At 60.8% G+C, this 25,570-nt stretch carries 25 protein-coding genes; 23 read left to right on the plus strand and 2 right to left on the minus strand.

Going from position 1 to position 25,570, the window contains the following annotated elements; genetic code table 11:
* Positions 1–34: 34 nt before the first annotated feature.
* From NXC14_RS03430 to folD, 17 genes are all read left to right on the plus strand, one after another.
* Positions 35–706: a winged helix-turn-helix domain-containing protein gene (locus tag NXC14_RS03430; RefSeq protein WP_064709879.1), complete on the plus strand. Its 672-nt coding sequence runs from the start codon at positions 35–37 to the stop codon at positions 704–706.
* Between the two features lie 126 nt (positions 707–832).
* Positions 833–2,137: a flagellar hook protein FlgE gene (locus NXC14_RS03435; protein ID WP_085776971.1), complete on the plus strand. Its 1,305-nt coding sequence runs from the start codon at positions 833–835 to the stop codon at positions 2,135–2,137.
* A 19-nt stretch (positions 2,138–2,156) separates the two neighbouring features.
* Entirely contained in the window at positions 2,157–3,644 is a 1,488-nt protein-coding gene (gene flgK, locus NXC14_RS03440) for a flagellar hook-associated protein FlgK (protein ID WP_085776972.1), read from the plus strand.
* A gap of 3 nt (positions 3,645–3,647) precedes the next feature.
* Positions 3,648–4,700: a flagellar hook-associated family protein gene (locus NXC14_RS03445; RefSeq protein WP_085776973.1), complete on the plus strand. Its 1,053-nt coding sequence runs from the start codon at positions 3,648–3,650 to the stop codon at positions 4,698–4,700.
* A gap of 31 nt (positions 4,701–4,731) precedes the next feature.
* Positions 4,732–5,079 carry a flagellar biosynthesis regulator FlaF gene (gene flaF, locus NXC14_RS03450; RefSeq protein WP_064800698.1) on the plus strand — a complete coding sequence of 116 codons (348 nt, stop codon included), beginning with the start codon at positions 4,732–4,734 and terminating at the stop codon, positions 5,077–5,079.
* On the plus strand, positions 5,076–5,525 hold the full coding sequence (gene flbT / locus NXC14_RS03455) for a flagellar biosynthesis repressor FlbT (protein ID WP_012482697.1): 450 nt from the start codon (positions 5,076–5,078) through the stop codon (positions 5,523–5,525). The genes flaF and flbT overlap by 4 nt, the downstream gene beginning before the upstream one ends.
* Positions 5,516–5,941, plus strand: a complete 426-nt coding sequence (flgD, locus tag NXC14_RS03460) for a flagellar hook assembly protein FlgD (protein ID WP_085776974.1) — start codon at positions 5,516–5,518, stop codon at positions 5,939–5,941. Before flbT ends, flgD begins: the two co-directional genes overlap by 10 nt.
* A gap of 90 nt (positions 5,942–6,031) precedes the next feature.
* A complete protein-coding gene (fliQ, locus tag NXC14_RS03465) occupies positions 6,032–6,298 on the plus strand; it encodes a flagellar biosynthesis protein FliQ (protein WP_011424049.1) in 267 nt (88 codons plus the stop codon).
* Between the two features lie 89 nt (positions 6,299–6,387).
* On the plus strand, positions 6,388–8,475 hold the full coding sequence (gene flhA / locus NXC14_RS03470; RefSeq protein WP_085776975.1) for a flagellar biosynthesis protein FlhA: 2,088 nt from the start codon (positions 6,388–6,390) through the stop codon (positions 8,473–8,475).
* Positions 8,472–9,224: a flagellar biosynthetic protein FliR gene (gene fliR / locus NXC14_RS03475; RefSeq protein ID WP_085776976.1), complete on the plus strand. Its 753-nt coding sequence runs from the start codon at positions 8,472–8,474 to the stop codon at positions 9,222–9,224. The genes flhA and fliR overlap by 4 nt, the downstream gene beginning before the upstream one ends.
* A gap of 7 nt (positions 9,225–9,231) precedes the next feature.
* Positions 9,232–9,645 (plus strand): hypothetical protein, encoded by a 414-nt coding sequence (locus tag NXC14_RS03480; protein ID WP_085776977.1) that lies wholly within the window; start codon positions 9,232–9,234, stop codon positions 9,643–9,645.
* 31 nt (positions 9,646–9,676) lie between these two features.
* The gene (locus tag NXC14_RS03485; RefSeq protein ID WP_085776978.1) at positions 9,677–10,237 is read left to right on the plus strand and encodes a rod-binding protein; all 561 of its coding nucleotides are present in this window, start codon (positions 9,677–9,679) and stop codon (positions 10,235–10,237) included.
* 11 nt (positions 10,238–10,248) lie between these two features.
* On the plus strand, positions 10,249–10,614 hold the full coding sequence (locus tag NXC14_RS03490) for a hypothetical protein (protein WP_003556590.1): 366 nt from the start codon (positions 10,249–10,251) through the stop codon (positions 10,612–10,614).
* Positions 10,614–11,150 carry a hypothetical protein gene (locus NXC14_RS03495; RefSeq protein ID WP_085776979.1) on the plus strand — a complete coding sequence of 179 codons (537 nt, stop codon included), beginning with the start codon at positions 10,614–10,616 and terminating at the stop codon, positions 11,148–11,150. Before NXC14_RS03490 ends, NXC14_RS03495 begins: the two co-directional genes overlap by 1 nt.
* Before the next feature lie 293 nt (positions 11,151–11,443).
* A complete protein-coding gene (locus NXC14_RS03500; protein WP_085776980.1) occupies positions 11,444–12,283 on the plus strand; it encodes a WecB/TagA/CpsF family glycosyltransferase in 840 nt (279 codons plus the stop codon).
* Between the two features lie 171 nt (positions 12,284–12,454).
* Entirely contained in the window at positions 12,455–14,218 is a 1,764-nt protein-coding gene (locus tag NXC14_RS03505) for a succinoglycan biosynthesis protein exop (RefSeq protein ID WP_085776981.1), read from the plus strand.
* 121 nt (positions 14,219–14,339) lie between these two features.
* The gene (folD, locus tag NXC14_RS03510) at positions 14,340–15,239 is read left to right on the plus strand and encodes a bifunctional methylenetetrahydrofolate dehydrogenase/methenyltetrahydrofolate cyclohydrolase FolD (protein ID WP_085776982.1); all 900 of its coding nucleotides are present in this window, start codon (positions 14,340–14,342) and stop codon (positions 15,237–15,239) included.
* Here folD and NXC14_RS03515 read toward each other — a convergent pair whose 3' ends face one another.
* Positions 15,240–16,268: a substrate-binding domain-containing protein gene (locus tag NXC14_RS03515; RefSeq protein WP_085776983.1), complete on the minus strand. Its 1,029-nt coding sequence runs from the start codon at positions 16,266–16,268 to the stop codon at positions 15,240–15,242.
* Positions 16,269–16,561: 293 nt separating this feature from the next.
* Here NXC14_RS03515 and NXC14_RS03520 point away from each other — a divergent pair, with 293 nt between their 5' ends.
* From NXC14_RS03520 to NXC14_RS03545, 6 genes are all read left to right on the plus strand, one after another.
* Complete coding sequence (locus NXC14_RS03520) at positions 16,562–17,923, plus strand: ABC transporter substrate-binding protein (RefSeq protein WP_085776984.1); 1,362 nt, start codon at positions 16,562–16,564, stop codon at positions 17,921–17,923.
* Between the two features lie 184 nt (positions 17,924–18,107).
* Positions 18,108–19,121, plus strand: a complete 1,014-nt coding sequence (locus NXC14_RS03525; RefSeq protein WP_085776985.1) for a sugar ABC transporter permease — start codon at positions 18,108–18,110, stop codon at positions 19,119–19,121.
* Position 19,122: 1 nt separating this feature from the next.
* Complete coding sequence (locus NXC14_RS03530; protein WP_085776986.1) at positions 19,123–20,286, plus strand: carbohydrate ABC transporter permease; 1,164 nt, start codon at positions 19,123–19,125, stop codon at positions 20,284–20,286.
* A gap of 33 nt (positions 20,287–20,319) precedes the next feature.
* Positions 20,320–21,972 (plus strand): alpha-glucosidase, encoded by a 1,653-nt coding sequence (locus NXC14_RS03535; RefSeq protein ID WP_085776987.1) that lies wholly within the window; start codon positions 20,320–20,322, stop codon positions 21,970–21,972.
* A 21-nt stretch (positions 21,973–21,993) separates the two neighbouring features.
* The gene (gene ugpC, locus NXC14_RS03540; RefSeq protein ID WP_085776988.1) at positions 21,994–23,082 is read left to right on the plus strand and encodes a sn-glycerol-3-phosphate ABC transporter ATP-binding protein UgpC; all 1,089 of its coding nucleotides are present in this window, start codon (positions 21,994–21,996) and stop codon (positions 23,080–23,082) included.
* Positions 23,083–23,258: 176 nt separating this feature from the next.
* A complete protein-coding gene (locus NXC14_RS03545; RefSeq protein ID WP_009996042.1) occupies positions 23,259–23,612 on the plus strand; it encodes a hypothetical protein in 354 nt (117 codons plus the stop codon).
* A gap of 84 nt (positions 23,613–23,696) precedes the next feature.
* Here NXC14_RS03545 and edd read toward each other — a convergent pair whose 3' ends face one another.
* Positions 23,697–25,517, minus strand: coding sequence for a phosphogluconate dehydratase (edd, locus tag NXC14_RS03550; RefSeq protein ID WP_085776989.1), 1,821 nt, complete (start codon positions 25,515–25,517; stop codon positions 23,697–23,699).
* Positions 25,518–25,570: the final 53 nt, after the last annotated feature.

A 25,570-nucleotide genomic window follows, 5' to 3' on the forward strand; every position in this document is an offset into this window, starting at 1 on the left:
CATCGAAGTGCCACACTGATTCGGAGGCGGACGAATGATCGTAGTGGTTGATGAGCGTGAGCTCGTAAAAGACGGATACACATCCCTGTTTGGCCGGGAGGGCATTCCCTCCACCGGCTTTGATCCATCGGAATTCGGCGAGTGGGTGCAGACCGCCGCCGATTCGGATATTGCGGCGGTCGAGGCCTTCCTGATCGGTCAGGGCCAGCGCAGCTTCGAACTGCCCCGGGCGATCCGGGACCGTTCGATGGCGCCGGTGATTGCGGTCAGCGATCAGCCCTCGCTCGAAAACACCCTTGCGCTTTTCGATTGCGGCGTCGACGACGTGGTGCGCAAACCGGTCCATCCGCGCGAAATTCTCGCCAGAGCGGCCGCGATCCGGCGCCGGTTGAAGGCCATTGCCAACTACACCGATATCGGTGGCATCCGCGTCTTCTCGGATGGCCGTGACCCCGAAATCAACGGCGAGGTCTTTGCGCTTCCCCGGCGCGAGCGCCGCATCCTCGAATATTTGATCGCCAACCGCGGTCGCCGGGTCACCAAGACCCAGATCTTCAACGCCATCTACGGCATCTTCGATGAAGAGGTCGAGGAGAACGTCGTCGAAAGCCACATCTCGAAGCTGCGCAAAAAGCTGCGCAAGAAGCTCGGCGTCGATCCGGTCGATTCCAAGCGCTTCCTCGGCTACTGCATCGATTGGGCCTGATTTTTCCGGCCGGGTGGCGGCGCCCGGCTGAACCTCGATATTGGCCTTGCTGCTCGCCATGACAGACAGCTTCACGCAAGGCCCGACAAATACTCTCGAGTTTAACAGGTAAAACGAGGTTTTCAGATGAGCATTTTCGGCAGCATGAAGACGGCAGTGTCGGGCATGAACGCGCAGGCCAACCGCCTCAGCACCGTCTCCGACAACATCGCCAACGTGAACACCACCGGTTACAAGGCCGTATCGACGAGCTTCTCCTCGTTGGTTCTTCCCTCCTCGGGCGGCAACTACAATTCCGGCGGCGTTCAGACCTCCGTGCGCCAGGCCGTCTCCGACCAGGGTGATATTTCTTACACGACCTCCACCACCGATCTTGCGATTTCGGGCGATGGCTTCTTCATCGTCCAGGGTCCCGACGGCACCCCGGTTCTGACCCGCGCCGGCGACTTCCAGAAGGACGACGAAGGCAATCTCGTCAATGCCGCCGGCTTCCAGCTGATGGGTTATTCCTACGACTCCGGCGCTCCCGCCGTCGTAGTCAACGGCTTCGACGGCCTCGTTCCCGTCAACGTCAATCAGGAGGGGCTGACCGCGATCGCCTCGACATCGGGTGTCTTCAAGGGCAATCTCGATTCCGGCGCCAATATCGCTCCGGTCGCTCCGGCGACGCTGCCGAGCGCGAACGCCGCCACCACGACGGCCGACACCAAGAAGTTTTCGATGGTCGCCTACGACCATCTCGGCAACAAGGTGATGTACGACTTCTACTTCACCAAGACCTCGGTCGTGACACCGCCGCCGGCAACCGGTACGGCGAGCACTTGGGAGGTCGCGGTCTTCCGCAACGCCGATGCGGCGTCGGGCGGTACGACCTCCTTCCCTTACACCGGCGGCGCCGGCGCCGTTGTCGCCTCCGGAAACCTTACATTCGACCGCAACGGCAAGATGCTGACCGGCGGCGCCCTCACCATTGCCGATACGACGAATGCTCTATCGATCAACATGGATCTCTCCGGCTTCACGCAGCTGGGCGCCGCCTTTGCCGGCACCGGTACACCGAACGGCCAGGCGGCGAGCCCGGTCAAGGATGTCACGATCGATGGCGATGGCATCGTCTACGCCAAATACGAAGACGGCAGCACCAAGCCGCTCTATCGTATTCCGCTCGCCAATGTCGCAAGCCCGGACAAGCTGACGCTGATGAGCGGCAACGTCTACAGTGCCAATGGCCAGTCGGGCGTTACCGTCACCGGCTTCCCTCAAACCAACGGCCTCGGCACGATCAAGTCAGGCGCTCTGGAAGGTTCGAACGTCGATCTTGCCGGCGAACTGACCGAGATGATCGAAGCGCAACGCAGCTACACCGCCAATTCGAAAGTGTTCCAGACGGGGTCCGACATCATGGACGTCCTCGTCAACCTCAAGAGATAAGTAGGGTAACGGGTAAGCCATGTCGCTCACGTCCGCACTTAATACCGCGCAGAACATATTCAACAATACCGGCACGCAGAGCAGTGTCGTATCGAACAATATCTCGAATGCGGGCAATAAAGATTATGTGCGCCGGCAGGCGATGCTCACGACGTCCCTGAATGGCGCGCAGGTCGTCCAGATCAACCGGGCACAGGAAGACGCCCTGCTGCGCCAGTATCTGAAGACATCCTCTCAGGACAGCGCTCAGCAGACCCTGCTGGGCGGCCTCGAAGATCTCAAATCGATCATGGGTGGCAACGACTACGAAACCTCGCCGTCGACTTATCTCGGTGTTTTCCAACAGAAACTGCAGGCTTTCAGAACCTCGCCGGGCAGCACCGTCGCCGCTCAGGGGGCCATCACCGCCGCCCAGGATGTCGCCAACTCGTTGAACAATGCCTCGCAGTCCGTTCAGGACGTTCGCGCCAACGCCGACAAGGAAATCACCACCGCCGTCGATACGCTGAATACGCTCCTCGGCCAGTTCGAGAAGGCTAACAATGCTGTCAAGACCGCCACTGCCTCCGGTACGGATGCATCCGGCGCTCTCGATGAACGCGAAAAAGTTCTAAAGCAGATTTCGCAAATCGTCGGCGTCAGTGCGACGACGCGCGACAACAACGACATGGTGCTGAGCACGCCGGACGGAACGATCCTCTTCGAGACGATCCCGCGCAAGGTGACGTTCAAGTCCCAGGATATCTATACCGCCACCACGATCGGCAATTCTGTCTATATCGACGGTGTTGCGCTGCCGCTCGGCAAGGGTTCGACGACGACGGGGCAGGGAAGCCTCCAGTCGCTCCTGCAGATTCGCGACGAGATTGCCCCCAACTTCCAGAAGCAGCTCGACGAAATCGCCCGTGGCCTCGTCTCGCTCTTCAAGGAGCAGAACACGGCAGGGCCCCCGGCCTATGTGCCAGGCCTCTTCACCTGGAGCGGCGGCACGGTCGATACTGGCGCCACCGCGGTCGCCGGGATGGCGTCGACCATCACGGTCAGCACCCGCGTAATCACCTCGCAGGGCGGCGATCCGATGCGTCTGCGCGATGGTGGCGTCAACGCCGCCGGCGTCGTCCTGAACACGTCAGGCGTCAGCGGTTATACGGCTGAACTCGACCGCCTTTATACGGCGATGACATCCGACATGGATTTCGACCCGGCAGCTGGAGCGCCGGTCGGCTTCGACGCCACGACGGGCATCGATTCCAACGTCAGCATCATGGAATATGCCACGAATTCCCTCGGCTGGCTCGAGCAGTACCGCAGCAACGCTACGACGGCGGCCGAAAACACTTCGGCGGCACTGTCGCGCTCCGACGAAGCCTATTCCAATGAGACCGGCGTCAACCTCGACGAGGAGCTGACGCTGCTCCTTGATATCGAGCAGTCCTACAAAGCGGCGACCAAGATTCTGAACGCCGTAGACGAAATGCTGAAGTCATTGCTGGATATTGCGAGTTAAGCCATGAAGAGCTCATTTATTTCAAGTTCGGCCATTCAGAATGCAATGCGGTTGACGATCCGTCAGGCGCAGAACCAGATGACGAAGGCGACGATGGAAGCGACCACGGGGGTCTATGCGGATATCGGCGTCTCGCTCGGCGGCAATGCGGCCAGAAGCGTAGATTTCACCCGCGAGACCGACAGAATCGATTCAATCAAATCAAGCAATTCGCTTGTCAGCGCACGCATGGAATCCTCGCAGCTCGGTCTTTCCAAGATGAAGGACGTCGGCGATGGCCTCGTTTCGAAGCTGACGGCGCTGCAGGGTAGCCACGATCCGGGCAGCATAACCGTCGCCATTCAGTCGGCCACCAGCGCACTTTCGACCATGATGGATACGGCCAACACCATGGTGAACGGGGAATATCTGTTCTCCGGCATCAACACGGACGTGCAGCCGCTGACCGACAAGACGACGGCCACGAGCGCCGCCATCGTTACTGCGCTCAACACTTATGCGGCCGGTCTCGTTCCGCCGAAAGCGGTCAGCGACCTCACCGGCGCTGAAATGGGGACCTTCATCACGTCGACGGTCGAGCCGATGTTCAGCGAAGCGAACTGGACGGCTGCGGGGACCGGCTGGTCGCAGGCGTCGAGTCAGAACATGACGAGCCGCATCAGCAACTCGGAAGTGATCGAATCTTCGACCAATGCCAATTCCGAAGGCATGCGTTATTTGGCGCTTGCTTCGGTCATGACCACCGCCCTGCTCGGCCAGAACCTCAGCACCGATGCAATGACGACGGTGTCCAAGCAGGCGATCAGCTACACGGCCAAGGCCACAAGCGGCCTCGTGACGCAGGCAAGTCAGCTTGGCCTCTCCCAGGAGCGCGTCAAGAAGTCCAATGACGCTCTCGACGCTCAGTCGAACATCATCAAGAACAAGCTGGTCGATCTCCAGGGCGTCGATCCCTACGAAGCCTCGACCCTCGTCAAGACTTTGGAAACGCAGCTTGAAACCGCTTACACGATCGTCTCGAAGATCCAGCAGTTGAGTCTCGTAAACTACCTTTGATGATCAAAGGCGCGCACAGAAGGATGCATGAATGTATCAGTTCTCATATGCCGAAGTCATGCAGGACTCGGTGGCCGACGCGAAAGAGCGGGAATGGCAGGTTCTTGACCGGTCCATAGAACTGCTGGCGTTGGCGCGCGACAAGGAAAAATACGGTCGGGAAGCCATCGAAGCCCTGTTTTATACGCGCCGGGTTTGGATCAGCTTTATCGAGGATCTGAAACATCCGGAAAACCAGCTGGATATCCAGCTCAGGGCCAACCTCATCTCGATTGCGATCTGGATATTGAAGGAATGCGACAGGATCAGAAAACGTCTGTCTAATAACTACCAGGGCATCATCGACGTTACCACCATCATCAGGGATGGACTTAAATGAAAAGTACACTTCGCATTTCTCTGAAGGCCGGAGAAAGAATCTTCATCAACGGCGCCGTCCTGCGTGTCGACCGCAAGGTCGCGCTGGAATTCCTGAACGATGTGACGTTCCTTCTCGAGAATCACGTCCTCCAGCCTGAAGGCGCAACGACGCCCCTGCGCCAGCTCTATTTCATCGCGCAGATGATCCTCATCAATCCCGAGGGCAAGGACCACTCGACGGCGATGTTCCGCAAGTCGATCACCATGCTGCTCACCTGCTTCAAGAACGAAGAGATCCTCGCTGAGCTGAAGCGGATCGATGCGCTTGTGTCGACCGGCCGCGCCTTCGACGCCTTGAAGGCGATCCGCGGTCTCTACGCGATCGAAGACAATATCCTCAACAATCACGAACTGCCGCCGACGATGGTCGAGCAGATTCGCAGGGAGATCGCACCATGGCGGTAGACGCAACGTCAAGCGTGACGAGTTCGACCACCACGAGCTCGAGCTCAACTCAGAGCAAGGCGACGCTGAACTACGACAACTTCCTTCAGCTGCTCATCGCGCAGATGAAGAACCAGGATCCGACCGATCCGATGGATGCAAGCGAACAGGTCGCTCAGCTTGCCACCTTCTCGCAGGTCGAGCAGACGATCCAGACCAACACCAAGCTGGATACGCTCCTGGCAAGCTCGAGCCTGACCCAGGCCAGCAGCTATGTCGGCAAATATATGGAAAGCGCCGACGGCACCGTCAAAGGCGTCATCGATTCCGTCAAGGTTTATTCCGACGGCATCATTGCGACGACCACGGATGGCGATAAGATACTCGTGCAGGCGGGAATCACTGTCGCCGACGAGGCGCCGAGCAGCAGCTCCTGACGCAAAGGGGTGTCAGCGCGCCTGACAATGCCGATCAATCGCAGCCCTGTCATACGGGGCTGCTTCGAGGCGATATGAGGTTGCCTTCAGATGAATGAAGCTGATGCATTGGATCTGTTCCAGGCCGCAATCTGGACGGTCCTGATTGCCTCCGGTCCGGCGGTTCTCGCTGCGATGGTGGTGGGTCTCGTCATCGCGCTGATCCAGGCGCTGACCCAGGTACAGGAAGCGACACTGACCTTCGTGCCAAAGATTGTCGCGGTGCTGGTCGTGGTCGGAATCACCGCCCCCTTCGTCGGCTCGCAGATCTCCATTTTCACCAATCTGGTCTTTTCGCGCATTCAGTCGGGTTTCTGAGCCACCTTCGCGCAAGCTTCGCCATTTAGTTCTCGATCCGAATTGGGCGGACTCATGTCCGCCTCCTCTCATGAAGAGACGGAATCGTCATGGCGCAACCACCTGCACTCCCCCTTCCGAAAGTCGCCCCGAGCCTGCGCGATATCGGTTTTGCCCTCGGCATCATCGGCATCATCTGCATTCTCTTCCTGCCGATCCCGCCGTTCCTGATCGATATGGGGCTGGCCTTCTCGATTGCTTTCTCGGTGCTGATCCTGATGGTCGCGCTATGGATCCAGAAGCCGCTCGATTTCTCGTCTTTTCCGACCATTCTGCTGATCGCAACGATGACACGATTGGCGCTCAACATCGCGACGACCCGCGTCATCCTGTCCCACGGCAATGAAGGCCACGATGCGGCCGGCGGCGTCATTGCCGGTTTCGCCAGTCTCGTGATGTCCGGCGACTTCGTCATCGGTCTGATCGTCTTCCTGATCCTCATCACCATCAACTTCATCGTCATCACCAAGGGTGCCACGCGTATCGCCGAAGTCGGCGCGCGTTTCACGTTGGACGCCATCCCCGGCAAGCAGATGTCGATCGATGCCGATCTCTCGGCCGGCATCATCGACGAAAAGGAAGCCCAGCGCCGGCGCAGGGAGCTCGAAGAGGAGAGCTCCTTCTTCGGGGCGATGGATGGTGCGTCGAAATTCGTGCGCGGCGATGCCGTCGCCGGCCTCATCATCACCGCGATCAACGTCTTCGGCGGCATCATCATCGGCTATTTCCGCCATGGCATGCCCATCGGCGAAGCGGCCGACGTCTTCGTCAAGCTCTCCGTCGGCGACGGCCTCGTCTCGCAGATGCCGGCCCTCATCGTTTCGCTCGCAGCCGGCCTTCTCGTGTCACGCGGCGGTACGACGGGCTCCACGGACCAGGCTGTCGTCAACCAGCTGAGCGGCTATCCCCGCGCGCTCTCCGTCTCGGCCGTCTTGATGTTCGTTCTCGGCCTGATGCCGGGCCTGCCGACCATTCCCTTCACCGTCCTCGGCGGTCTTCTCGCCTTCGGCGCCTGGTTCATTCCGCGGCAGGTCGAGGCTGAAAACAAGCTTCGCCGCGAACAGGAGGAAAAGAAGGTCGTCCAGAGCAAGGAACTGGAGAAGGATTCGGTCAAGTCGGTGCTCCGCACTTCCGAGATCGAGCTCGCGCTCGGCAAGATGGTGTCGACTCGCCTGCTCGGCGCTCACCAGGAGCTGGCGTTCCGCGTCGGCAAGATGCGCAAGAAGTTCGCCACTCAATACGGTTTCGTCGTGCCGGAAATCAAGGTCACGGACGACATCGCCATTCCCGAGAAGTCCTATCAGATCCGCATCCATGGCACGACGGTCGCATCCAACCTGCTGCGCGTAGGTGAAGTCCTGGTCGTCACCGGCGCCGGTCGCAAGCCGAGCATTCCCGGCGACGAAATCCGCGAACCCGCTTTCGGCATGCCGGCCGTCTCGATCCTCGAAAACTTCGCCGACGATCTGAAACGCGAAGGCTTCCAGCCGATCGACAATGTCTCCGTCGTGCTCACGCACATGAGCGAAGTCATCCGCAACAACCTGCCGCAACTTCTGTCCTACAAGGACGTCAAGGTGCTAATCGACCGCCTTGATCCGGAATACAAGAAGCTCGCCGATGAGATCTGCTCGTCGCACATGTCCTATTCCGGCCTGCAGGCGGTGCTCAAGCTCCTGCTTGCCGAGCGCGTTTCGATCCGCAACCTGCATCTCATTCTCGAAGCGGTGGCCGAGCTTGCCCCGCATGTCAGGAAGACCGAGCAGATCGTCGAGCATGTCCGTATCCGCATGGCCCAGCAGCTCTGCGGCGATCTCGCCGATAATGGCGTCTTGCGTGTCTTGCGCCTCGGCAGCAAATGGGATCTCGCCTTCCACCAGGCGCTGAAGCGCGATGCCAAGGGCGAGGTAATCGAATTCGACATCGATCCGCGCAGCCTGGAGGAGTTCAGCGAGCAGGCCAGCAAAGTTATCCGTGAGTTCATGGATCGCGGCCTGCCATTCGCCCTTGTCACGTCGCCGGAAACACGATCCTATGTGCGCATGATCATCGAACGGCTGTTCGCCACGCTCCCGGTCCTGTCGCATGTCGAATTGGCCAAGGGCATCGAGATAAAGATTTTGGGCTCGATTTCATGATAACAGACCCGCAAGGGACGGTTCTCGCGCTGTTTCTGGTTTTCTGCCGGATCGGCGGCTGTGTGCTGGTTCTTCCGGGTTTTTCCTCGGCGCGCGTGCCTGAGCAGCTGCGCGTCTTCATTGCTCTCGCGCTGTCGATCGCCGTCATGCCGCTGCTCTGGGACACCGTTTATCCCGCCGTTCATACGGGATCCGCGACCTATATCGGCCTGATCTTCAGCGAATCACTGATCGGCGTGATGTACGGCATGCTGGCCAGACTCTATACGCTCGGCATGCAATTCGCTGCGACGATCCTCGCCATGATGGTCGGCTATACCCAACCGGGTTCGGCCGATGTCATCGAAGACACTCCCGAGACCAGCCTTTCCGCCTTCATCACCTTTGCCGGGATCATGATTCTCTTCATCATGGATTTCCATCACATCGTCTTCCGCGCCCTGATCGATTCCTACACGACCATGCCTTTCGGCGGCCTGGTGCAGATGCGCGCGACGCTGATCTCCTTCACCGACACGCTCGAGCAGACGACCTACATCATGCTGCGGCTGTCGAGCCCCTTTCTGATCTACGGCATGATCTTCAACGTCTCGATCGGCTTCATCAACAAGCTGGCGCCGCAGATCCCGGTCTATTTCATTTCCACGCCCTATCTCCTGATGGGCGGGCTCTTCCTTCTTTACATCTCGATTGCGGCGCTGGTCAGCCAGTTCGGCCAAGCCTTCAGTTCGATCTATATCGGGCGATGAGGCTGTCATGATCGAGAAGAGCCGCTCCCAGAAGCTCAAGCGTCTCCTGTCGGTGCAGCGGCATATCGAAAGGATGGCGGAAAACGATCTGGCCGAAACCAGCCGTCAACGCATCGAGGTCAATGCGGCGATGGACGATGTCATCGTCGCGCTTGGCTCGATGGATCCCGTCCACCACGCTTTCTCGCAGAATTATGCCGATCGATTCGGCCGGCTCACCATCAAGGATCAGCAGCTGACCGGCATGCAGCAGATCCACGAGATGCGGCTGTCGCGCGAGCGCGCCAAGGCCGATCGGCTCGAAGAGGGCATGAAAGAGGCCTTGGACACTGAGCGCCGCGAGGCCGACGACAATGCCGTTTACGATGTAATCGATCAGCAATTCGCAACGCCAGCCTCCAGCAAGCTTCAAAAACCATAATCGTTGCGATCTTAATTCAGAGGATTGTAACGTGGCTATTTCGCCCCCCAGTGATCTGGTCTTGGACGTGGTCAAAGCTGCCGACCCCATGGAGGTTCAGGCAGCCCAGGAAAAATTGAAGGCAAACCGTGCGGCTTTTGCCGCGACGAGCCTCGCCGAGAACGGCAAGGGCTTCTCCAATACGGTCGACGTTCTCGATCATATCGGCCAGAAGAGCGGCCTCTCCAACATCCAGAACCGCGCCAAGACCGAGGTTCCGGAAAGCTACCGGAAGTTCGAGGCCATGGTGCTGCAGAACTTCGTGAAGTCGATGCTGCCGAGCGAGAGCGAAGACGTTTACGGCAAGGGCGCGACCGGCGATATCTGGAAGGGCATGATGGCCGAGCAGCTCGGCAACACCATGGCCAAGGGCGATGGCATCGGCATCGCCAAGCAGATGTACAGCGAGCAGCTGCGCCGCCAGGAAGGCAAGATCGTCAACGCTTCGACCGATGATCGCGACCGCAACACAGCGCTCAGCATGATCGACGACTTCCAGCGCAGGACCTTCGGCACGCCGACCGCCGACTCCAAGACAGCAAGCGACACATAATCGAGGACACAATGGAAATAGTTTCGAACGAATACAGGATCAAATCCGTTCTCGGACGCCTCGAGATGATCATCGACAATGAGAACACCCGGATCGGCAACGATCCGCAATTTGATCTCAAGGTCTCCAACGCGCACAAGAGCCGTTGCCTCTACGAACTGTCGATGCTTTTCCGCGATACCGATCCGGCCGAGCTTGCCGCTGCCCATCTCGATCAACTGCACGGCCTGAAAAAGAAACTGGTTCTGAACGCCAGGCGTGTCGAGGCGCATCTCGAAGCGGTTCGTGCCGTGGCCGACCTCCTGAAGAACGCGGTTCAGGACGCCGACGCCGACGGCACCTATTCCCAGGAACAATTCGCCGCGCGTGGAAACTGATGGTCAAGCTCGTCCTTACCGGTATCTGGGTTTGCGCCATCACCTTGGCCTCAGTCTATTTTTCGGTGTACCTGGCGACGGCGCCGGCACCCGCGGCAACGGATTCCAAGCAGAGCGCGCTCGAACTGGTGAAGGGTGAAACGATCACTGTGCCGGTCATCGGCGACGGTGCGATCACCGGTTATTTTCTCGGCCGCATTTCCTTCATGATGAACAAGGACATGCTGAAGGGCGTGACCTTGCCGCTCACCGAGATGACGACCGACGAACTTTTCAGCCTGCTCGTCGGCAACAAGATGGTCGATCTTGCCCACATCAAATCTTTCAACCCGAAAGCCTTTCGCGAGGAGATCAGGAAGGGCATGAACGAGCGCCTCGGCGGCGAGTATGTCGCTGACGTGATGCTGGAGCAGCTCGATTATCTCTCCAAGGAAGAGGTCAAGGAAAATTCGGCCGGTCAACCGAAGAAGCTCGGCGCACCGGTCAAGATCGTCGAGGGCGCCCCAGCCGAGGAAGCATCGGCCCCCGCACATTGAAGCAACCGATCATCGATGCACAAACGGCGCCTTCGGGCGCCGTTTGTCGTTGGGCCGCCTTTGGTTAACAAACTACTTATGCGAGCATCAAAATCCAAGGAATTTTCCTAAGGGTTGTTTGAAACCGTCCTGCTATATCAGGTGGCACAGCTTGGCATGCGCCGTTTTCCGCGATCGGGGCGACGCCGTCCATGCGTGACGCGACCGGTTCTTTCGAGATCTCCGGGGTGCGGAAATATGGGCTTGTTTTCCGGGATTTCGGGCGCATGACGCACCCTCGGCAGGAGGTAGGAATGAATTTGATTGCAAACTTCGCGGTGCTTGCGTCGCGGCGGACGATCTTCGATCTGCCGGTCTGCGATCTCGGCTGGGACGATGCCCTCGTTTTTATCAACGAGCTGGCGTCCATTCCCGTCGGCCAGACCGTGGTTTGCTTCGTCAACGCCCATAACATGCTGACGGCGCTGCGCGACGATGAATATTACCGGATCATGTCGCACAACTTGGTGCTGCCGGATGGTATCGGCCTCAATATAGCATCGCAGATCGCCCATGGTGGGCCATTTCCCGCCAATCTGAACGGCACCGACTTCGTGCCGGCCCTGCTCACCTTCATGGAGACCCCGCGCCGCATCGGTCTCATCGGAGGCAAGCGCTCGGTCGTCGAGGCGGCGGCGGAAAATTTCCGCAAGCACACGCCCTGGCATGAGTTTGTGGTTATTTCCGATGGATTTTTCGACAAGGTCGACTCCACGGATGTCATCGAGGAGGTCGAGCGCCAGAAACTCGATATTCTGATCGTCGGCATGGGGACGCCGCTGCAGGAGAAATGGGTTCATGACAATATCCGTGCCGACCATGCGCGCCTGGTGCTGACGGTGGGCGCGCTCTTCGACTTCGTCTCCGGCGCCGTGCCGCGGGCGCCGAAGACCGTACGGATGATGCGTCTGGAATGGGCCTATCGCCTGATACAGGAGCCCGCGCGCCTGTGGCGGCGCTACATCGTCGGCATTCCGGTCTTCCTCTTTCATGTCCTGCGCTACCGCTTCCGCCGGCGCGAAAGAATGCTCAGCCATCCGGAAGAGGCCCGCAACGCCGTGCAGCCGGCGGCCGATCGCAAGAGGGCGAGCTGAGCCTGCAGTGTCCGCGCGTTTGACGCGCAGCAGCGCTATCGAGAATCGGACCGCAATTCTTGCCGGCTGCGGTTAACCATTTCTTTGCCATGAATATTTAGAGTGACTTAATCATCTGCTTCGCATGCGGATGAGTAAACTCGGCCATCATGTGCATGAGATGTGGCGCAAATGTACGATAGCAGGGCCAGAAGTAGTTTTCTCGATCACGCAGCCGCAAGGCCGCGCGCCCATGACGATCCCTATCGGCCGCCCCGATCAAACGGACCGGATATCGCCCCGCCCGAAGCCGACCTGCTGCGCGCCATCGGCCGTGTGCTGGAAGAGCAGCGCATGAGGGCGGCGCCCGAGGCGCCGCTCGTCGACCGCATCGAAACAATTCTCGGCAACCGCCTCCGGGCTGCCAACGATGTCGGCCATCGTCTTCCGCCGGAACCAGCGCGATATGAGGAGCCGGTGGCTTCCGCCGGAGAGCCGGCGATTTCGGTCGAACCGCTTGCCGCAATTCATCAGGAAACGCTCGAGCCCCGCCCGGCAGCACTGCATCGCCGCGCGGACAGGGCCGGCCTTGCGGTAACGGTCGCCGCCGCAACGATTCTGGGCGCCGGCCTGCCGATGCTGATGCCGGCTGCGCCCGTCCTCTACCGCGCCGAAACGACACTTGCTGTGAGAACGGATGCCGCAAGCCGCGCCGCTTTCACGCAGGCTGCGGCGAAGGGACTGCTGTCGGCGCGCGTGGCTGCGTCGACGGTCGCCACCCTGAAGCTCGATCACGATCCCGAATTCGTCGGCACGGGCGCCAATGCGTTCGCCGTTGCGCTCGATCTTCTCTCGGCGACCGGTGCTGCCGCCGATCCGGCCTCGCGCGCCGAGGTCGCGCTGAGACGTGCAGTCGAGATTGTGCCCGATGCCGCCGCCGGCACGATCCGGGTGCGGGTGACGACCGGCGACGGCGCCAAATCCACCCGCATCGCCGCAAGGCTTGCCGAGGCAGCGGGCGGCGACGCACGCGGCGGCAACACCGAAACCGACGCGGTTTTACGCAAGGCCTATGACGAGGCTCAGGCGGAGCTTGCCGCCTTCACGGCAAAGAGCGGCGAAGGCAACGTCAAGGTGGCGATCGATCTTCGCCGCCAGATCGACCGGCTCGATGCCGATCTGAAAGAGGCAGACCAGAACATTCTCGCGGCCAAGGCGCAGGCCGACCGGCTGAAGGCGGCGAAGCTTGCCGGCGTGCTGGACGGTTCGTTGCCCTCCGACATGCTCTCGCCGGCGATGCAGGACTGGCGCGACAAATATGCGGTCGCCAGGACGACGCTTGCGCAGCTTTCGGCTGAGCTTGGCCCGCGTCATCCGCGCCTGTTGCAACAGCAGGCCGAAACCGACGGCCTCAAGGAGAACATGGGCAGGGAGCTTGCCCGGCTCACACAGGTCGCCAATGCCGCCGCCAAGGCTGCGGTCGATGCACGCAAGGGCCTGAACGACCGCCGCAACACGCTGATCGCCCAGAGCCGGGATACCGGCGTCGATCTGTCGCGGCTGACCGAACTGCGAGAGAAGGCGAATGCCGCCCGCTCGCGCCTGGATGATGCGACGTCCGCATCGGCGACAGCCGGCGACGGCCATATCACCGTTTTGAAACCACCGCTGACATCGGCGATATCGGCAAAGAGTGGTCTGACCGGCCGCGCTCTGGCCGGCGCCGCCACGGGCCTGGCAATCGGCCTTGCCCTGGCTTTCCTGCTGTCCTTGCGCAAATCCGTCGCGTCTCCGGCAACGGAGTTGCCGGCATCTCCGCCCGTTGCTTCTCCGCCGCCATTGCCCATGCAAGCCCCGGCGGCGGTCGACGAGATCGCGCAGCTGCGCTCCGAAATCTCAGGCCTGCGGGACCGGCTTCGGGTTCATGTGATGGAAACGCGGCAACCGCGGCGCTGAAGCACCCATTTCCTTGCAAATTTGATATTGCCTTGCCGCTTTCCGACAGGATAGGGCGTTAGCGGGCATTTGACGCTCGTCAACTATTCCTAGATTGACGCAAAACAGGGCGGAGAGACGCGTGACGACAGTAATCGACGGCAAACTTGTTGCTGCATCCGTAATTCAGACGGTCAAGAGTGCGACGGCAGCGCTGGAAAAGATGAGCGGCGTCACGACAGGCCTTGCGGTCATCATCGTCGGCGACGATCCGGCAAGCCATGCCTATGTCGGCTCCAAGAGCCGCATGGCCAAGGAATGCGGCTTCAAGTCCGTGCAGCACACGCTGCCGGCCGAGACGAAGCAGGAAGAGCTCGCAGCGCTTGTCGCCACGCTTAACGCCGATCCGTCGATCCACGGCATCCTGGTGCAGTTGCCGTTGCCGAAACCGCTCGACAGTGAACCGATCATCCAGTCGATCCTGCCGGAAAAGGATGTCGATGGCCTCAGCGTCGTCAATGCCGGCAAGCTCGCCACCGGCGACCTGAAGACCGGGCTGGTCTCCTGCACGCCGGCCGGCGCCATGGTCTTCGTCCGCCGCACCCATGGCGAGGATCTCTCCGGGCTCAATGCCGTCGTCATCGGCCGCTCCAACCTGTTCGGCAAGCCGATGGCGCAATTGCTGCTCAACGCCAATGCGACGGTGACGATCGCGCACTCCAGAACCAAGAATCTCGCCGAGGTCTGCCGCAACGCCGATATTCTGGTCGCCGCCGTCGGCCGGCCGGAGATGGTCAAGGCCGACTGGGTCAAGCCCGGCGCAACCGTTATCGACGTCGGCATCAATCGCGTGCCGGCTCCCGATAAGGGAGAGGGCAAGACCCGGCTGGTCGGCGACGTTGCCTTCGGCGAAGTCTCCGAGATCGCCAGCACCATCACGCCCGTTCCCGGCGGTGTCGGTCCGATGACCATCGCCATGCTGATGGCCAATACTGTCATCGCCGCCCACCGGGCCGCAGGGCAGACGCCGCCGCAGTTCTGATTAAGCCTGCTGCGGGGCAGGGCCGGTCGAGGCCCTGACGATCAGTTCGGTTTTCCAGAGCTCCTGTTCGGGAAAGGGGCCGGCCTGTTTCACCGTGCCGATCAGCCGCTGCGCGATGCGCACACCCGCCGCCCGGAGCGAGGAGCGTGTCGTCGTCAGCGGCACCGAAAAGCTCTCGGGTTTCAACAGCGGCAGCACGTCGTCATGGGCGATCAGCGAAATGTCTTCGCCGAGCCGCAATCCGGCCTGGTTCACTGCGCGGATCGCCCCGAGCGCCAGTACCGTGCTGGAGCAGAGGATTGCCGTCGGGCGGTTCGGCAGCTGCAGGAAGCGCTCCATCGAAAGCAGGCCCTGCTCATCGGTCATCAACGCATGGCTGATGCAATCCTCGTCGAGAGTGAGCCCGCGCTCTGCTAGAGCGGCTGTCACGCCATTCCTCCTGCGAATCGCGAAATCCAGATGCATTGGCCCGTTCATCAGCGCAAAGCGCGTATGACCGAGCTGCAACAGGAGCCGCGTCGCATCGTAGAAGGCGCCCTCATTATCGATGTCGAGGTAGGGATAGTCCGGATCCGTCCCAAAGGAGCGGCCATGCACGACATAGGGCATGGAGAGGGATTTCAGCATGGGAAGCCGCGGGTCGTGGCCGCGCATATAGGCGACGAACAGCGCATCGACATTGCCGCTGATCGCAAGGCGCCGGAGCGCCGCCACCTCGTCGTCCGGGTCGGATGGCATGATGACGAAGTGAAAATCGTGGCGCACGGCCTCCTCGCCGAGTCCGGCCAGAAATTCGCCGAAATGCACGTCGGACTGATGGCCCGGCGCCGTCGGCATGACAAGGCCGATCGAGCCCGCCTTGCCGGTCGCAAGCCGCTGGGCAGCCTTGTTCGGCCGGTATCCGGTTTCCTTGACAGCCTGGAGCACGCGCTCCCGGGTCGCTTCGTTGACCTCGGGATAGCCGTTGAGGGCTCGGCTCACTGTCGTCTGCGAAAGCCCCAGCAATTCCGATAGCTGTTTGAGATTCACCTGCTATGCTTCCTCCCGGCCCGCTTGGCGCCTCGACAGGCAAGCCGCCTCCCAGCGACATCCAAAGCGCTTTCAATTATGTATTCATTTGGCGCGCTTGACTCAAGAAAAATCGCTCCATATTGCCCAAGAGAAACCGGTGGACGGCGCCATTCCGCATGTCTGCGGCGGCTTTTCGCGAAATGACTTGACTTCGCTCCACCGAAAGTGGAATGAGTTGGGTGCCAAAGCGCTTTGAAAATTTCCGTTGAAGAAGTTTGGCGCTGTTGAGTTTGTGATGGGAGGTTGATCACATGAAAAAGTCATTTTTGATGAGCGTTGCCGTGGCGGCGCTTTTTGCCGGTGCTGCGTCCGCGGCCGATCTGAAGTTTGCGCCGGGACAAGATGCCAAGTTCAACTGGAAGAGCTATGACGAATTCAAGGCCGCTCATGCCGACCTGAAGGGGCAGCCGCTGACGATCTTCGGCCCGTGGCGCGGTGAGGACGAGGCGTTCTTCCGGAGCGTTCTCGCCTATTTCACCGAAGCGACCGGAATCGACGTCAAATATTCCTCTTCCGAAAACTACGAACAACAGATCGTCATCGACACGCAGGCAGGCTCGCCGCCGAACATCGCTGTTCTGCCGCAGCCGGGGCTGCTGGCCGATCTCGCCGGCAAGGGCTTCCTGACGCCGCTCGGCGACGACAATTCCAAGTGGATCAAGGACAATTACGGCGCCGGCGACAGCTGGGTCGGTTATGGCACCTACAAGGGCAAGGACGGCAAGGAAGCCTTCTACGCCTTCCCTTATAAGGCCGACGTCAAGTCGCTCGTCTGGTACGTGCCGGAGAATTTCGAGGAAGCCGGCTATAAGATCCCGACGACCATGGAAGAGCTCCATGCCCTGACCGACCAGATCGTCAAGGATGGCGGCGTTCCCTGGTGCATCGGTCTCGGTTCCGGCGGCGCGACCGGCTGGCCGGCGACCGATTGGGTCGAGGACATCATGCTGCGCATGCAGCCGCCGGAAGCCTACGACAAGTGGACGACCAACGAGCTGAAGTTCACCGATCCGGCCGTGGTTGCCGCGATCGACGAATTCGGCAAGTTCGCCAAGAACGAGAAATATGTAAACGGTGGTGTCGCAGCCGTGGCTTCGACCGATTTCCGCGACAGCCCGAAGGGCCTCTTCACCGTTCCGCCGAAGTGCTACCTGCACCATCAGGCCTCGTTCATACCCTCCTTCTTCCCTGAGGGCACGAAGCTCGGACAGGACGCCGACTTCTTCTATATGCCGACCTATGCTTCGCATCCCGAGCTCGGCAAGCCGGTGCTCGGCGCCGGTACGCTCGTCTCGATCACCAAGGACTCGAAAACGGCCCGCGCCTTCATCGATTTCCTGAAGACCCCGATCGCACACGAGGTCTGGATGGCGCAGTCGAGCTTCCTGACACCCTACAAGGGCGTCAGCACGGAGGCCTATGCCAATCCGCAGATGAAGAAGGAAGGCGAGATCCTGACGTCGGCCACCACCTTCCGCTTTGACGGTTCCGACCTGATGCCGGGCAAGATCGGCGCAGGCGCCTTCTGGACGGGCATGGTCGATTTCGTCGGCGGCAAGACTGCCGAAGAGGCGGCCGGCGAAATCCAGAGCGCCTGGGACGGCATCAAATAATCGTTAATACGATGCCGCCGGTTTGCCGGCGGCATGGCCTGCGTGACTGGCCGGGTTCTCAAAGAGCCCGGCCTTCGCGGGATATATTGTGACTGGGCAATCAAACAGATTGACGGTGGCCGGCCTTGATCCGTCAGAATAAAATCCGGTCGGAATGAAATCAGGGGAAGCAGGGGAGGGCGAAATGCTGTTGCAGATAGTGTCCGCGTTGGGCGTCGTGGTCGTGGCCGTTGTCGCGTGCTCGGCCTATTTCTATTTTTCGAACAAGATTCTGGATCTGGCTCTGCCGGTGAAGGATGGCGACATCCGCGCCGCATCGCGCAACCTCAACCGGCGCGCACTGATCCGGCCGTGGTTGTTCATCGGGCCGGCGCTGTTCCTGCTTTTCGTCTACCTCGTTTATCCCGTCGTCGCGACCTTCATCCTCTCCTTCTACGACCGCACCGGTCTGCAGTTCGTCGGGCTTGCCAACTACAAATGGGCGATTGGGGACCGCGAATTCCGCCAGTCGATCTTCAACAACATCCTCTGGCTTGCCGTCGTGCCGGCCGCCTGCACCTTCTTCGGCCTTGTCATCGCCGTGATGACCGACCGCATCTGGTGGGGCAATATCGCCAAGAGCATCGTCTTCATGCCGATGGCGATCTCTTTCGTTGGCGCATCGGTCATCTGGAAATTCATCTATGAATATCGCGGCGGTAACGACGTCCAGATCGGCTTGCTGAACGCCATCGTCCAGCTTTTCGGCGGCACGCCGGAAGTCTGGATCTCGGTTCCTTTCTGGAACAATTTCTTCCTGATGATCATCCTGATCTGGATCCAGACCGGTTTCGCCATGGTCATCCTTTCGGCGGCGCTGCGCGGCATCCCGGAAGAGACGATCGAGGCCGCCGTCATCGACGGCGCCAATGGCTGGCAGATCTTCTGGCGCATCATGGTGCCGCAGGTCTGGGGCACCATCGCCGTGGTTTGGACGACGATCACCATCCTCGTCCTCAAGGTCTTCGACATCGTGCTGACCATGACGAACGGCCAGTGGCAGACAATGGTGCTGGCGAACCTGATGTTCGACTGGATGTTCCGCGGCGGCGGCGATTCCGGCCGAAGCGCCGTCATCGCCATCATCATCATGCTTGCCGTCACGCCGATCATGATTTGGAACGTGCGCCGCGCCAACCGCGAACTGAAGGGCCATTGAGATGACCGCTGTCGGAAACTATTTCAAGATCGGTCCCGCCCGTCTCTTCGTTCACCTTGCCGTTCTGCTGATCGTCATCATCTGGCTGATCCCGACGCTCGGCATCTTCGTCAGCGCGCTGCGCGACAAGGACCAGATCGTCGTCTCCGGATGGTGGACGGCCTTTGTCGGCTCGACGCAGACCGTCGCCGTCCGCCTGGGCACGCCCGATCAGCAAAAGCAGGAAGGCGCCACTTACGTCATTTCAGGCAATGTGCTGGAAGGGCAGACCGGCCGCTCGGTAAAAGCCTTCGGCAACCGCGTGCAGCAGCCGGCCGCTTTCGAAGCCGGCGAGACCGCCGATCTCGGTGATGGCGAAATGCTGCAGATCAACAGCGACGGCAGCTATCGCTATACGAAGAACACGGCCTTTTCACCTGACGAGCGGCCGCGGCGCATCTACGTGTCCGTCTCGGCGCCGCCGCAATTCACGCTGCAGAACTATAAAACGGTTCTGACCGGCGAAGGCATCGGCCAGTCCTTTATCAATTCGCTGACGGTGACGATCCCGGCGACGATCATCCCGATCCTGATTGCCGCTTTTGCCGCCTATGCCCTGAGCTGGATGGAGTTTCCCGGCCGCGCGCTGCTGATTGCCCTCGTCGTCGGCCTCATCGTCGTGCCGCTGCAGATGTCGCTGATTCCGCTGCTTCGCCTCTACAACGAGATCGGCAATATGCTCGGCCAGCCGTCGAAGACCTATCCCGGTATCTGGTTCGCGCACACCGCCTTCGGCATGCCGCTCGCCATCTTTCTCCTGCGGGCCTATATTGCCGGCCTGCCGAAGGAGATCATCGAATCGGCCCGCGTAGACGGCGCGAGCGACTTCGAGATCTTCACTCGTATCGTTTTGCCCTTGTCCTTCCCGGCACTCGCCTCCTTCGCCATCTTCCAGTTCCTGTGGGTATGGAACGACCTGCTCGTCGCCATGGTCTTCCTCGGCACCGATCAGGATCACCTCGTGCTGACCGGCAGGCTGAACGCGCTGCTCGGCTCGCGCGGCGGCAATTGGGAGATTTTGACGGCGTCGGCCTTCGTCACTATCGTCGTGCCGCTGCTCGTCTTCTTCGGACTGCAGCGTTATCTGGTGCGTGGTCTGCTGGCGGGTTCGGTCAAGGGCGGCTGACAATCCCCCGAAATGTGACGAACAGGATATCTCATGAACGTGGCTTCCCAATCGATCTTGACCGCCGACAAGGACTGGTGGCGCGGCGCGGTGATCTATCAGATCTATCCGCGCTCCTACCAGGATTCGAACGGCGACGGCATCGGCGATCTGAAGGGCATCACCGCCCGCCTGCCGCATGTGGCGAGCCTCGGCGTCGACGCGATCTGGATCTCGCCCTTCTTCACCTCGCCGATGCGCGATTTCGGTTACGACGTTTCCGATTACGAGAATGTCGATTCGATCTTCGGCACGCTGGTGGATTTCGACACGATGATTTCAGAGGCCCATCGCCTCGGAATCCGCGTGATGATCGACCTCGTCATCTCCCACAGCTCGGACCAGCACCCCTGGTTCGTGCAGAGCCGTTCCAGCAAGACCAATGCCAAGGCTGATTGGTATGTCTGGGCCGACGCAAAACCCGATGGCTCGCCGCCGAACAACTGGCTGTCGATCTTCGGCGGCTCCGCATGGGCGTGGGACCCGACGCGCATGCAGTATTACCTGCACAATTTCCTGACCTCTCAGCCGGATATGAACCTGCATAACCCGGAAGTGCAGGATCGTCTGCTCGATGTCGTGCGCTTCTGGCTTAATCGCGGCGTCGACGGCTTCCGCCTCGATACCATCAATTTTTATTTCCACGACCCGCTCTTGCGCGACAATCCGGCGCTTGCGCCCGAGCGGCGCAACGCCTCGACGGCGCCGGCGGTCAATCCCTATAACTTCCAGGAGCATATCTACGACAAGAACCGGCCGGAGAACCTTGCCTTCCTGAAGCGTTTCCGCGCCGTGCTCGAAGAGTTCCCGGCAATCGCCGCCGTCGGCGAGGTGGGTGACAGCCAGCGCGGCCTCGAAATCGTAGGCGAATATACCTCCGGCAATGACAAGATGCACATGTGTTATGCCTTCGAGTTCCTGGCGCCCGATCCACTGACGCCGGAGCGCGTCGAGGAGGTGATGGAGGATTTCGAAGCTGCCGCACCCGATGGCTGGGCCTGCTGGGCCTTCTCCAATCATGACGTCATGCGTCACGTCAGCCGCTGGGGCGGGCTGGTCGCCGATCACGACGCCTTCGCCAAACTCTATGCCTCGCTGCTCTTGACGCTGCGCGGCTCCGTCTGCCTCTACCAGGGCGAGGAACTGGCGCTGACGGAAGCCGATCTCGCCTATCAGGATCTGCAGGATCCCTATGGCATTCAGTTCTGGCCTGAGTTCAAGGGCCGCGACGGCTGCCGCACGCCGATGGTCTGGGACAGCCACGTCGCCCAGGGCGGTTTTTCAACCGTCAAGCCCTGGCTGCCGGTGCCGGTCGAGCACATCCTGCGCGCGGTCAACGTCCAGCAGGGTGATGAGACTTCGGTGCTGGAGCACTATCGCCGCTTCATTGCCTTTCGCAAGTTGCATCCGGCCTTTGCCAAGGGTGAAATCGAATTCGAGGAGGCGCAGGGCGACAGCCTGGTCTTCACCCGCGAATACGGCGATGAAAAGCTGCTCTGCATTTTCAACATGAGCCCGGCCGAGACCGGCGTCACTCTGCCTGCGGGAGAATGGCAGGCATTGACGGGCCATGGCTTTACCAGCAACAACTATGGCGACAAGATCGATATTCCGGCCTGGGGGGCGTATTTCGCCCGTCTCGCTTAAGGATCAGGAGGGGAGTGACAAATGACTGGACTGACACTGAAGGACATCCGCAAATCCTACGGTTCCGTGGATGTTCTCCATGGTATCGACCTCGATATCAAGCAGGGCGAATTCATCGTCTTCGTAGGTCCGTCCGGTTGCGGCAAGTCCACGCTTCTGCGCATGATTGCCGGTCTCGAGGCGATCACCGGCGGCGAGATGTATATCGACGGCCAGCTCGTCAATGACGTGCCGCCGTCGAAGCGCGGCATCGCCATGGTCTTCCAGTCCTACGCGCTCTACCCCCACATGACCGTCTACGACAATATGGCCTTCGGCATGAAGATCGCCGGCGAAAGCAAGCAGGAGATCGACCGCCGTGTTCGCGCGGCGGCCGAGAGCCTGCAGCTGACCAAATATCTCGACCGCCTGCCGAAGGCGTTGTCGGGCGGCCAGCGCCAGCGCGTGGCGATCGGCCGCGCCATCTGCCGTGATCCCAAGGTCTTCCTGTTCGACGAGCCGTTGTCCAACCTCGATGCAGCGCTGCGCGTTGCCACCCGTATCGAAATTGCCCGTCTCAACGAGCAGATGGCCGATACGACGATGATCTACGTCACCCACGACCAGGTCGAGGCGATGACGCTCGCCGACCGTATTGTCGTCCTCTCGGCCGGCAATATCGAGCAGGTCGGCGCGCCGCTGGAACTCTACGAACGCCCGGCCAACCTCTTCGTCGCGAAATTCATCGGCTCGCCCGCCATGAACATCATTCCCGCGACGATCGCCGGGACCGGCAGCCAGACGACCGTAACGCTGACCGGCGGCATGTCGGTGACATTAGATGTGGCGACCGAAGCTTCCGAGAAAGGCAAGCAGGCGAGCTTCGGCGTTCGTCCCGAAGATCTGAGGATCGCCGACGGGAGCGACTATGTTTTCGAGGGCGAAGTCTCGATCGTCGAGGCGCTCGGCGAAGTGACGCTGCTTTATATCGAGGGCCTGGTTCCCGGTGAGCCGATCGTTGTCAAGTTGCCGGGCATATACGATGTCCATAAGGGCCAGAAGATGCGCTTTGCCGCCGATCGGCAGAAGCTGCATCTCTTTGACGCGACCGGCCACACCTATCGGAAATGAGGAAGCCATTTTTGGGGTAATAACACCAGAAATTGTGCGGGACGGGCCGAATTCTCACTTTCTGTTAAAGATCGGCTGCTACCTTTTCCCAGTCGATTTACGAGGGGGACAAGCACGTGGCCGCTTCCAATCCATCACAGCCAAGACCTCACTTCCTGAGCAAGGAAGAATCCTTCATGTATGACCGCGAGGCGCGGTTCAAGATGGAGGACACAATGAATGCCGCGCGCATCGAATATACGGAAAAGGGCGTCATGCACGCGGCTTCGCGCCGCTGCGATATCGTCCGCATCTCGATGAGCAGCGCGACGCTCGCCATCCTGACCCAGTTCAACCTGCCGAAGCAGTTCTATCTGGATATTCCGGATGCCCGCATCACCAAGGTCGGTTGCCTGCTGATGAAGGTGAATGCCAACAACACGATCGAGGTGCGTTTCCTGCGACTGCTGACCCAGAAGGAACTCAACAAGATCTTCGTCTACAGCACGCACCCGGCGCACAAGGATTACGTTCTCGATATCCGCGCCTAAGGATATCACCGGACCTGATACAGAAAACCCGCGGGGTGCTTCGTGCGCACCCCGCGGGTTTTTGTTTGCTCCGGGCGTTCATGCTCAGTGGAAGAGCACGCTCGCACCCTGATCGGAAGCGCCGACGGCGCGGCGGAAGGGGGCGAAGAGTTCACGGCCCATGCCGAATTCATTGTCCGAGAGATCGATGCTCACCGGCTCGCGCTCGGCCATGTCGGCAGCGTCGACCAGCACTTCGAGCGTGCCCTTGATCGCGTCGAGGCGAATGATGTCGCCGTCCCGGATGCGGGCGATCGGGCCGCCGTCGACGGCTTCTGGGGTTACGTGGATCGCCGCCGGTACCTTTCCGGATGCGCCGGACATGCGCCCGTCGGTGAGGAGCGCCACGCGGAAGCCGCGATCCTGCAGCACGCCGAGCGGCGGCGTCAGCTTGTGCAGTTCCGGCATGCCGTTCGCCTTCGGCCCCTGGAAGCGCACGACGGCGACGAAATCGCGGTTGAGCTTGCCTTCCTTGAAGGCGTCCTGCAGTTCCTGCTGGCTGTGGAAGATGATCGCCGGCGCCTCGATGACGTGGCGCTCCGGCTTGACGGCCGAGATTTTGATGACCGCCTTGCCGAGGTTGCCGCGCAGCATCTTCAGCCCGCCATTCGCCTGGAAAGGCGTCTCGATGCTGGCAAGCACCTTCGGATCGTGGCTCTTGTCAGGCGACGGTTCGCGCAGCACGGTGCGGTTCTCGCCGAGGCGGGCATCGACCGTATAAGCTTCGAGGCCCTGGCCGAAGACGGTGCGAACGTCGTCATGCACCAGCCCGTGCTTCAAGAGTTCCTTGATGAGGAAACCCATGCCGCCGGCCGCCTGGAAATGGTTCACGTCGGCAAGGCCGTTCGGATAGACGCGGGCAAGCAGCGGCACGATTTCGGAAAGCTCGGCGATGTCCTGCCAGGTCAGCTGAATGCCGGCTGCCCGCGCCATGGCGACGAGGTGCAGCGTGTGATTGGTCGAGCCGCCGGTCGCATGCAGGCCGACGACGCCGTTGACGACGGAGCGCTCATCGATCATCTCGCCGGCCGGCGTGAATTCGTTGCCGAGTGCCGTGATCGCCAGCGCCCGCTTGGCGGCTTCGCGCGTCAGCGCTTCGCGCAACGGCGTGCCGGGGTTGATGAAAGAGGATCCCGGCATGTGGAAACCCATGATCTCCATCAGCATCTGGTTGGAATTGGCGGTGCCGTAGAAGGTGCAGGTGCCGGGGCCATGATAGGACTTCGATTCCGCCTCCAGCAGCTCGGCGCGGCCGACCTTGCCCTCGGCAAAGAGCTGGCGCACGCGCGACTTCTCGTCATTCGGCAGCCCCGTCGTCATCGGACCTGCCGGAACGAAGATCGACGGCAAATGGCCGAAGGATAGGGCCGCGATGACGAGGCCCGGCACGATCTTGTCGCAGACGCCGAGGAAGAGGGCGGCATCGAACATGTTGTGGGATAGGCCGACGCCCGCGGCCATGGCGATCAGGTCTCGCGAGAAGAGCGAGAGCTCCATGCCAGGCTGTCCTTGGGTGACGCCGTCGCACATGGCGGGCACGCCGCCGGCCACCTGGGCGACACCGCCAGCCTCGGCGGCCGCCTCGCGGATGATTGCCGGATAGGTCTCGAACGGCTGGTGAGCCGAGAGCATGTCGTTATAGGCGGTGATGATGCCGAGGTTGGGGACATGGTCGCCGGCGAGCGCGTCCTTATCGGCGGGGGAACAGATGGCGAAGCCGTGGGCGAGGTTGGCGCAACCGAGCACCGAGCGCTGCACACCCTTTGAAGCTGCGGCGCGCAGGCGGTCCAGGTAGCGCTCGCGGGTCGGCTTCGAGCGTTCGACGATGCGATCCGTGATCGCAGAAATGCGTGCATGAGCGGACATGGAAAATCCCTGCCTTATTCGTTGTCTCTATCTCTCTCGGCGGCTCCGGCCTG

Origin of the sequence: Rhizobium sp. NXC14 (assembly GCF_002117485.1) — a bacterium.
Classification (GTDB): Bacteria; Pseudomonadota; Alphaproteobacteria; order Rhizobiales; family Rhizobiaceae; genus Rhizobium.

Bases quoted from the DNA above. Each gene is read 5' to 3' on its own strand.
- flgK (WP_085776972.1), top strand. From the start codon at position 2,157: ATGTCGCTCACGTCCGCACTTAATACCGCGCAGAACATATTCAACAAT.
- NXC14_RS03520 (WP_085776984.1), top strand. From the start codon at position 16,562: ATGAAAAAGTCATTTTTGATGAGCGTTGCCGTGGCGGCGCTTTTTGCC.
- NXC14_RS03490 (WP_003556590.1), top strand. From the start codon at position 10,249: ATGGAAATAGTTTCGAACGAATACAGGATCAAATCCGTTCTCGGACGC.
- fliR (WP_085776976.1), top strand. From the start codon at position 8,472: ATGATAACAGACCCGCAAGGGACGGTTCTCGCGCTGTTTCTGGTTTTC.
- edd (WP_085776989.1), bottom strand. From the start codon at position 25,517: ATGTCCGCTCATGCACGCATTTCTGCGATCACGGATCGCATCGTCGAA.
- NXC14_RS03545 (WP_009996042.1), top strand. From the start codon at position 23,259: ATGTATGACCGCGAGGCGCGGTTCAAGATGGAGGACACAATGAATGCC.
- NXC14_RS03495 (WP_085776979.1), top strand. From the start codon at position 10,614: ATGGTCAAGCTCGTCCTTACCGGTATCTGGGTTTGCGCCATCACCTTG.
- ugpC (WP_085776988.1), top strand. From the start codon at position 21,994: ATGACTGGACTGACACTGAAGGACATCCGCAAATCCTACGGTTCCGTG.
- flaF (WP_064800698.1), top strand. From the start codon at position 4,732: ATGTATCAGTTCTCATATGCCGAAGTCATGCAGGACTCGGTGGCCGAC.
- NXC14_RS03445 (WP_085776973.1), top strand. From the start codon at position 3,648: ATGAAGAGCTCATTTATTTCAAGTTCGGCCATTCAGAATGCAATGCGG.
- NXC14_RS03500 (WP_085776980.1), top strand. From the start codon at position 11,444: ATGAATTTGATTGCAAACTTCGCGGTGCTTGCGTCGCGGCGGACGATC.
- fliQ (WP_011424049.1), top strand. From the start codon at position 6,032: ATGAATGAAGCTGATGCATTGGATCTGTTCCAGGCCGCAATCTGGACG.
- flgD (WP_085776974.1), top strand. From the start codon at position 5,516: ATGGCGGTAGACGCAACGTCAAGCGTGACGAGTTCGACCACCACGAGC.
- NXC14_RS03435 (WP_085776971.1), top strand. From the start codon at position 833: ATGAGCATTTTCGGCAGCATGAAGACGGCAGTGTCGGGCATGAACGCG.
- NXC14_RS03530 (WP_085776986.1), top strand. From the start codon at position 19,123: ATGACCGCTGTCGGAAACTATTTCAAGATCGGTCCCGCCCGTCTCTTC.
- NXC14_RS03535 (WP_085776987.1), top strand. From the start codon at position 20,320: ATGAACGTGGCTTCCCAATCGATCTTGACCGCCGACAAGGACTGGTGG.
- flhA (WP_085776975.1), top strand. From the start codon at position 6,388: ATGGCGCAACCACCTGCACTCCCCCTTCCGAAAGTCGCCCCGAGCCTG.
- flbT (WP_012482697.1), top strand. From the start codon at position 5,076: ATGAAAAGTACACTTCGCATTTCTCTGAAGGCCGGAGAAAGAATCTTC.
- NXC14_RS03525 (WP_085776985.1), top strand. From the start codon at position 18,108: ATGCTGTTGCAGATAGTGTCCGCGTTGGGCGTCGTGGTCGTGGCCGTT.
- NXC14_RS03430 (WP_064709879.1), top strand. From the start codon at position 35: ATGATCGTAGTGGTTGATGAGCGTGAGCTCGTAAAAGACGGATACACA.
- NXC14_RS03480 (WP_085776977.1), top strand. From the start codon at position 9,232: ATGATCGAGAAGAGCCGCTCCCAGAAGCTCAAGCGTCTCCTGTCGGTG.
- NXC14_RS03505 (WP_085776981.1), top strand. From the start codon at position 12,455: ATGTACGATAGCAGGGCCAGAAGTAGTTTTCTCGATCACGCAGCCGCA.